This window comes from Pseudonocardia sp. KRD291 (assembly GCF_019263595.1).
In the GTDB taxonomy this organism is placed as follows: Bacteria; Actinomycetota; Actinomycetes; order Mycobacteriales; family Pseudonocardiaceae; genus Pseudonocardia.
Genome location: NZ_JADQDD010000035.1, coordinates 24,584 through 31,250 on the forward strand (window position 1 = coordinate 24,584; position 6,667 = coordinate 31,250).

Consider the following 6,667-nt stretch of genomic DNA (forward strand, 5'->3'; position numbering starts at 1 on the left):
CGCGGCTCACGAACGGCGGGCCATCTCCTGCAACCGCGCGATCCGCTCCTCCATCGGCGGGTGCGTGGAGAACCAGCGGGCCATCCGTTCGCCCGGGCGGAACGGGTTGGCGATCATCAGGTGCGACTGCGCGGTCAGGCTCGGCTCGGGCGGCAGCGGGACGGCCGCCGTACCGTGCGCCAGCTTGTTCAGGGCCGAGGCCAGCGCCAGCGGGTCGCCGGTCAGCGCGGCCCCGGACGCGTCGGCCTGGTACTCACGCGAACGGCTCACGGCCATCTGCACGACACCGGCGGCGATCGGCCCCAGCAGCGCGATCAGGATCATTGCGATCGGGTTCGGCCGGTCCTCGTCGCCGCCGAAGACGCCGGCGAACATCGCCATGTTGGCCATGAAACCGATCACGCTCGCCATCGCCCCGGCCACCGACGAGATCAGGATGTCGCGGTTGTAGACGTGGCTGAGCTCGTGGCCGAGTACGGCCCGCAGCTCGCGCTCGTCGAGCAGCGCCAGCAGCCCGGTCGTCGCGCAGACCGCGGCGTTGCGCGGGTTGCGCCCGGTGGCGAACGCGTTCGGGGCGTTGGTCGGGCTGATGTAGAGGGCCGGCATGGGCTGGCGGGCCTTCTGGCTCAGCTCGCGGACGATCCGGTGCAGCACGGGGTGCTCGGCCTCGGTGATCGGCTGGGCGTGCATCGAGCGCAGCGCGAGCTTGGCCGAGTTGAAGTAGGCGTAGCCGTTCATGCCCAGCGCGACCAGGACGGCGATGACCAGGCCGGTGCGTCCGAACAACGCGCCGAACAGCAGGATCACCGCGCTCATGCCGCCGAGCAGCACGGCCGTCTTGAGCCCGTTCAGGTGGCTGTGCACGGCGGCGCCCTTCCTTCCCTCGATCCTGCTGTGTGAACGAGCGGTACCGGGTACACGTTCCCCACCGATCCCGTCCGTGTGCGGCCCGCCACGTTCGGCGCCGGGCGCCGGCGGCGCCGTGCACGGGTCACGGAGGGGAGATAGTTTCGGGGTATGAGTACCGACGACGTGTGTGGTCCCGCGGAGGAGAAATGAGTACCGAGGTCCGGGCCGAGATCACCGACGGCGTCGCGCTGTTGACGGTCTCCAACCCCGCCCGCCGCAACGCCCTGAACCTTGAGCTGTCCGGCAAGCTCGTCGAGGCGGTGGACGCCGCCGTCGCCGACCCGGGCGTCGGCGCGATCGTGATCACCGGAGAGGCTCTCGCGTTCTGCGCGGGCGGCGATCTGGCCGAGCTGCAGCAGGCGGACCCGGAGACGCTCAAGCGCGTCTACTCCGGGTTCCTGTCCATCGCGGCCTGTCCGTTGCCGACGCTGGCCGCGGTGAACGGCGCGGCGGTCGGTGCGGGGATCAACCTGGCGCTGGCCTGCGACGTGCGTCTGGCCGGCCCGACGGCGAAGTTCGACGTCCGGTTCATGCAGCTGGGCCTGCACCCGGGCGGTGGCTACACCTGGATGGCGAACCGGGTGCTGGGCGCCCAGGGCACCGCCGCGATGACGCTGTTCTGCGACGTGCTCGACGCGGCCGAGGCGCAGCGGGTGGGCCTGGTCTGGCGCTCCTACCCCTCCGACGAGGCGCTGCTGGCGGGGGCCCGCGAGCTGGCCGGACGTGCCGCGGGCGCGGACCGGAAGCTGATCGAGCAGACCAAGACCACGATGCGCGTCACCTCGCGGCTGGACTCGCACGCGGACGCGACCGACATCGAGGTCCGGGCCCAGGCCGAGTCCGTGCACTCCGAGGACTTCCGCGAGCGCGTCGCCGCACTCCAGGCGAAGATCAGTAAGAAGTGATCGGGATCACCGCATAACATAACTCGGGTTATGTGACGTCGGTCCGGGCGACGGGACACCGCCTCTCACGAAGAGTTAACCTCGCCTTAGCGCATCACCGTCGAGGAGAACCGGGGACTGACCAGCCCATGACGACCAGCGACACGCCTGTCGAGACCCGCGACTCCCAGGTCGTCCAGCGCGACCGGGTCGTGATCCGTTTCGCTGGCGACTCCGGTGACGGTATGCAGCTCACCGGCGACCGGTTCACCTCGGAGACCGCGAACTTCGGCAACGACCTGTCGACGCTGCCGAACTTCCCCGCCGAGATCCGCGCCCCCTCCGGGACCCTGCCGGGCGTGTCGTCGTTCCAGCTGCACTTCGCGAACTACGACATCCTGACCCCCGGCGACCGCCCGGACGTGCTCGTGGCGATGAATCCGGCGGCGCTCAAGGCCAACATCGCCGACCTGCCCCAGGGCGGGGTGCTGATCGTCAACACCGACGAGTTCACCAAGCGGAACCTGACGAAGGTCGGCTACGAGGCGAACCCGCTCGAGGACGACTCGCTCGAGGACCGCTACGCCGTGCACGGCGTCGCCATGGCCACCCTCACGCGCGGTGCGCTGGAGGAGACCGGCCTGTCGAAGAAGGACGCCGAGCGGTCGAAGAACATGTTCGCTCTCGGGCTGCTGTCCTGGATGTACCACCGGCCCAGCGAGTCCACCGAGCGGTTCCTGCGGGAGAAGTTCGCCAAGCGCCCGGACCTGGCCGAGGCCAACATCCTGGCCTTCCGCGCCGGGCACGCCTACGGCGAGACGACCGAGGCGTTCGCGGTGACCTACGAGGTCGCCCCGGCCAAGCTGGCGCCGGGCACCTACCGCCAGATCACCGGCAACACGGCGCTGTCCTACGGGCTGGTCGCCGCCGGGCGGACGACCGGCCTGCCGGTCTTCCTGGGCTCGTACCCGATCACGCCGGCGTCGGACATCCTGCACGAGCTGTCCAAGCACAAGGCGTTCGGCGTGACCACGTTCCAGGCCGAGGACGAGATCTCCGGCGTCGGTGCGGCGCTCGGTGCGGCGTTCGGCGGCGCCCTCGGCGTCACCACGACGTCGGGCCCGGGCGTGGCGCTCAAGGCCGAGACGGTGGGCCTGGGCGTGGCCCTGGAGCTGCCGCTGCTGGTGATCGACGTGCAGCGCGGCGGCCCGTCCACCGGGCTGCCGACCAAGACCGAGCAGGCCGACCTGCTGCAGGCGATGTTCGGCCGCAACGGCGAGGCGCCGCTGCCGATCATCGCCCCGTGCACCCCGGGCGACTGCTTCGCCGCCGCGGTCGAGGCCGCGGCGATCGCGGTGAAGTACCGGACCCCGGTCATGGTGCTCTCGGACGGGGCCCTGGCCAACGGCTCCGAGCCGTGGAAGGTCCCGGACGCGGACTCGCTGCAGCCCGTCGACCCCGGGTTCGCGACCGAGCCGAACGCCCCCGACGGGTCCGGCGAGTTCTGGCCGTACCTGCGTGACCAGGACACCCTGGCGCGCCCGTGGGCGATCCCCGGCACGGCCGGACTCGAGCACCGGATCGGCGGCCTGGAGAAGGCCGACGGCCGCGGCTCGATCTCCTACGACCCGGACAACCACGACCGGATGGTCCGGCTGCGTCAGGCCAAGATCGACGGCATCGAGGTCCCGGACCTGGTCGTCGACGACCCGCACGGCGACGCCGACATGCTCGTCATCGGGTGGGGGTCGACCTACGGGCCGATCAACGCCGCCGCCCGCCGGGTGCGCACCCTGGGCCACCACGTCGCCACCGTGCAGATCCGCAACCTCAACCCGATGCCGGCCAACCTCGGCGAGGTCCTCGGGTCCTACTCCACGGTGCTCTGCCCGGAGATGAACCTCGGCCAGCTCGCGATGCTGCTGCGCGCGAAGCACCTGGTGGACGTGAAGAGCTACACCAAGGTCGCGGGCCTGCCCTTCGGCGCCGAGGAGCTCCAGGACGTGTTCCTGGACTACCTGACCGGCACTCACCCGCACGCCACGCACGCTGCAACCAATGGAGCGCAGGCATGACCGCCACTGATCTGGGACTGCCGAGCATCGGCGGCCTCGACGGGGTCCCGACCACCGAGGACAAGCAGACCGCGAAGGACTTCACCTCCGACCAGGAGGTGCGCTGGTGCCCGGGCTGCGGCGACTACGCCGTGCTCGCCGCCGTCCGCCAGTTCCTGCCCACGCTGGGGATCAAGCGCGAGAACACCGTCTTCGTCTCCGGCATCGGTTGCTCCTCGCGGTTCCCGTACTACCTCAACACCTACGGGATGCACTCGATCCACGGCCGCGCCCCGACCATCGCGACCGGCCTGGCCACCTCGCGTCCGGACCTGTCGGTCTGGGTCGTGACCGGTGACGGCGACGCGCTCTCGATCGGCGGCAACCACCTGATCCACGCGCTGCGGCGGAACGTGAACCTCAAGATCCTGCTGTTCAACAACCGGATCTACGGGCTCACCAAGGGCCAGTACTCGCCGACGTCCGAGGTCGGGAAGGTCACCAAGTCGACGCCGATGGGGTCGCTGGACCACCCGTTCAACCCGATCTCGCTGGCGCTCGGGGCGGAGGCCACGTTCGTCGGGCGGGCGCTGGACTCCGACCGCAAGAGCCTGACCAGCGTGCTCGGCGCGGCCGCCGCGCACCGCGGGTCGGCCCTGGTCGAGATCTTCCAGGACTGCCCGATCTTCAACGACGGCAGCTTCGACGTGCTGCGCAAGGGCGAGAACGAGAACCGCCTGATCCCGGTCACGCACGGCGAGCCGATCCGCTTCGGCGCCGAGGGTGAGGACGGCCTGGGCAGCCACGCCGTCGTCCAGAAGGGCTTCGGGCTCGAGGTGGTCGAGGCCGCCTCGGTCGACCCGTCGCAGATCGTCGTGCACGACGGAGGAGACCACGAGCTCGCGTTCGCCCTGTCCCGGCTGTCCGACCAGGACCTGACCCACACCGTCACCGGGATCTTCCGGCAGGTCGAGCGGACCACCTACGACGACGCCGCCCGCGCCCAGGTGCAGCAGGCCAAGGACGCCGCGAACGGCGAGGCGGACCTGCAGAAGCTCCTCGACGGCCGCGACACCTGGACGATCGTCGCCTGACCCACCCACGACGACGTCGGGCCCCGTTCCTCGCGCAGGGACGGGGCCCGACGTGGTCCCGGGTCGGGGTGCTTCCGGACCGGGGTGCTCGCCGGCCGGGGTCGCCCGGGCCGCGACCTTGCGCGAGCGAGCCTGCACGCATCGGGCGTCACACCATGGCGGTGACTACCGCCGTTTCGTGACGCTCGACGGGTCCCTACCTGCCGTCGGTGGAGGCCGCCCCCGTCGAGCGTCACGTTCTGGCGGTGAGGCCGGCTGCTTCGTGACGCTCGATGCGCGTGCCCGGGTTTACGGGGCTACCGCTTGCCGGGGCGCTCGTTCCAGGCGATGAAGCCCGCGGCCTGGGCCTCGGCGACACCGATGAAGTACACGTCGGCGCGGGTGCGGATGTAGTAGGGCGACTCCGTCGTGTGGTAGCGGCGCGAGCCGCTGTGCGCCTTGACCTGGTGCGTGTCCGGCGGCGCGGAGCCGTCGGCCGGGGCGTGGATCGACCCCGGATGCGGACCCTGCGCGGTGCCCGCCCCTCCGGCCGGGGCCGAATCCGGGCCGGCGGGGCTGCCGGCCGGCCCGATCAGGCCGGAGTCCAGCGACGCCAGCGCGGAGCCGCTGAAACGGCCGTCCTGGCCTGCCGGTCCGCCGGGGTGGGCAGAGGACGCCTGCCCCGTGCCCGCGGCCTGTCCGGGCGTCTCAGCCGCCGCACCGACCGGTCCGGAGCCCGACCCGACGGGGCTGTCCGGCGCGACGGGGCTGGCCGGCGCGACGGGGCCGTCCGGCGCGACGCCGGGTCCGGACCCGGTCGTCGCGGCGTCGGTGGTGTCGACGGTGTCGACGTCACCCGTGTCGTCGGTCCCGGAGGCTGCGGCGACGCCGACGGCCGCCGCGCCCGTCACGCCCGCGGCGGCGATCCCCGTCACGACGGTGGAGGAGCCGCTCCCGGCCCCCTCCCCCGTGGGTGCCGCGCCGTCGGAGACGAAGCCGCCCGCGGTGCTGCCGACCTTGTGCGGGTCCTGCCGCGGGTCGTAGCCGGTCTGCCAGATCTGGGTGGACGGGGTGCCGGCCCCGCCCGTGTCGGTCCCGGCCGCCGTGCCGCTCGCGCTCGAGGAGGCGTCGGTCGTGGCTGGGACACCGGCCCCTGCCGTCCCCGCCGCGGTCGTCCCGGCGGTAGTCGTCCCGGCGGTAGTCGTCCCGAGCGCAGTGTCCGCGCCAGTCGTTCCGGGCGCAGTCGTTCCGGGCGCAGTCGTTCCGGCCGCAGCCGTCCCAGTCGCAGTCGTACCGGCCGCAGTCGTCCCGGCCGCGGACGCCCCCGTCGCGGAAGTGGCGGAAGCCCCGGCCGGGGTGGTGCCGGCCGTGGTCGTGCCGGAGTCGGCGAACAGTGCGTCGCCCCCGGCCGAGGGCGGCAGGCGTCCGTCGTCGGAGACCGTGGGTGAACCGCTCGGGGGCGTGCTCGTGTCGGCCCCGAGGACCGCGGATCCCGACGGTGGTGTCGCCGGCTCGCGGCGGGCGTGCGCACTGTCGTCCTCGGCGGCCGCAGGAGTCCCGGGAGCCTGCTCATCGGAGGTGTCCCCGCGCGTCGCCGCGTAGCCCACGCCGGCGGCACCTAGTCCCACCGCTGCTGCCGCGGCCCCGGCCGCCGCACCCGAGCCCGTCCCGGTTCCCCGGCCCGTTTCCTCGGCAGCGGTCCCGTCGGCAGCGGTCCCGTCGGCAGCGGTCCCGTCGGCAGCGGTCC

Annotated in this window: 5 protein-coding genes; 3 read left to right on the forward strand and 2 right to left on the reverse strand. The window is 72.4% G+C overall.

The genetic code is table 11. From position 1 onward, the window contains the following. Positions 1-6: 6 nt before the first annotated feature. Complete coding sequence (gene htpX / locus I4I78_RS07875) at positions 7-864, reverse strand: zinc metalloprotease HtpX (RefSeq protein WP_218610555.1); 858 nt, start codon at positions 862-864, stop codon at positions 7-9. 191 nt (positions 865-1,055) lie between these two features. Here htpX and I4I78_RS07880 point away from each other — a divergent pair, with 191 nt between their 5' ends. The 3 genes from I4I78_RS07880 to I4I78_RS07890 all read left to right on the forward strand — a co-directional run bounded on the left by I4I78_RS07880 (position 1,056) and on the right by I4I78_RS07890 (position 4,941). Continuing rightward, positions 1,056-1,814 (forward strand): enoyl-CoA hydratase, encoded by a 759-nt coding sequence (locus tag I4I78_RS07880; protein ID WP_218610556.1) that lies wholly within the window; start codon positions 1,056-1,058, stop codon positions 1,812-1,814. A 128-nt stretch (positions 1,815-1,942) separates the two neighbouring features. Continuing rightward, positions 1,943-3,868, forward strand: coding sequence for a 2-oxoacid:acceptor oxidoreductase subunit alpha (locus I4I78_RS07885; RefSeq protein ID WP_218610557.1), 1,926 nt, complete (start codon positions 1,943-1,945; stop codon positions 3,866-3,868). Beyond that, positions 3,865-4,941, forward strand: coding sequence for a 2-oxoacid:ferredoxin oxidoreductase subunit beta (locus I4I78_RS07890; RefSeq protein ID WP_218610558.1), 1,077 nt, complete (start codon positions 3,865-3,867; stop codon positions 4,939-4,941). Before I4I78_RS07885 ends, I4I78_RS07890 begins: the two co-directional genes overlap by 4 nt. Before the next feature lie 296 nt (positions 4,942-5,237). Here I4I78_RS07890 and I4I78_RS07895 read toward each other — a convergent pair whose 3' ends face one another. Beyond that, on the reverse strand, positions 5,238-5,855 hold the full coding sequence (locus I4I78_RS07895; RefSeq protein WP_218610559.1) for a hypothetical protein: 618 nt from the start codon (positions 5,853-5,855) through the stop codon (positions 5,238-5,240). Positions 5,856-6,667: the final 812 nt, after the last annotated feature.